Raw genomic sequence first — 1,447 nt, 5'->3', positions numbered from 1 at the left:
CGTGTCGCCGCCGCCGTTCGAACTGATCGTTGGCGCATCGTTGATGGCTGTGACAGTGACGGTGGTGTGCTGGACGGCGCTGAGGGCGGTGCTGTTGTTAAGTAGGACCGAGATGCTGTCGGAGCCGTAGTTGGTGACCGCCAGGTCGGCACCGCCGACGCCGTCCAGGTCGCCGATGGCAACGTTCCACGGCCGCGATCCTGTCGCAAAATCTACTGCCGCCGCGAAGGTGCCATTGCCATTCCCGAGCAGCACCGAGACATTGTTGGAACTAACATTGGTTACAACCAGGTCGAGCTTGCCGTCGCCGTTGAGATCGGCCGTTCTGACGCCAAACGGGTCTGTTCCGACCGCGAAATTCGTTGCGGCGCCAAAGCTGCCAAGACCGTCGCCAAGCAGCACCGAAGCACTGTTGCCGTTCAGGCCGACGAGATCGAGCTTGCCATCGCCGTTGAAGTCACCGACTGCGATGGATCCTGTTGCGGCGAAATTGCTTGCGGCTCCGAAGGTGCCGTCGCCGTTCCCGAGCAGCACGGACATATCGGCGGAGTCCGTATTAGACACCGCGAGATCCAGCTTGCCATCGCCGTTCAGGTCCGCAAGGACGCTTGAGTAATGCGGCCCGCCTCCTACGGTGAAATTGGTTGCGGCCGCGAAGGTGCCGTCGCCATTCCCGAGCAGCACCGACACTGTCGAGCTTTGGTTGCCGGTGACCATGTCGAGCTTGCCGTCGCCGTTTACATCCCCAAGCGAGACCGACCTCGGATACGTTCCGGTGTTGAAGTTGGTTGCTGCGCCGAAACCGCCAAGGCCGTCGCCGAGCAGCACCGAGGCGTTGCTGGAATTGACGTTCGAGGTGACGAGGTCGAGATTGCCATCACCGTTCAGATCGGCCATCTCAACCCAGGTTGGGCCTATCCCGGTCGCAAATATCGTCGCGGGGGCGAAGCCACCCTGGCCATCGCCGAGCAGCACCGCGACGTTGTTGGCATCGACGTTCGCGGCAACGAGATCGGCCCGACCGTCGCCGTTCAGGTCACCCATGGCGACAATGAAGGGTCCGCCAATCGAGGCTTGGACAGAATATTGAGTCTGTCCTTGATACAGATCCCCCGTTACCGGCGTGCCGTCATTTAGCTGCCACTCGATGGTGCGGGTAGTGTTGCTGCCGAAGTCGGTCGGATTCTCGCTGGTAGAAGAGAAGGCAACGGTGCCTAGCACCTGCTGGTAGTGGGCGAGCGTGTCGCTGCCGGACAGAGACAGGGTCTCGTTCGCCGCGTTCCAGGTCGCGCTGATACTCGTGCCCGTGGTGAGGGCCGCAAGAACGTCGCCCGCAAGGCCACCGGCGCTGATGCGGACCGTTGCACCAATGAGAGTCGTATTGTCATCATCCGAGATTGCCAAGCTCGGCGAGAGTGTCTGCGCCGCCGCGTTCTCCGTATACGTG

Annotated in this window: 1 protein-coding gene; it reads right to left on the bottom strand. The window is 61.8% G+C overall.

What is annotated here, in order from left to right; genetic code table 11:
* Positions 1-1,447, bottom strand: a 1,447-nt coding sequence (locus M653_RS01000000134170) for a VCBS repeat-containing protein (protein ID WP_198028859.1), incomplete at both ends; no start/stop codon positions are given.

Source organism: Mesorhizobium sp. WSM3626 (genome assembly GCF_000513935.1).
Lineage (GTDB): Bacteria > Pseudomonadota > Alphaproteobacteria > Rhizobiales > Rhizobiaceae > Mesorhizobium > Mesorhizobium salmacidum.
The sequence above is the reverse complement of the archived record's forward strand: the minus strand, read 5'-3'. Positions and strand labels throughout refer to the sequence as shown.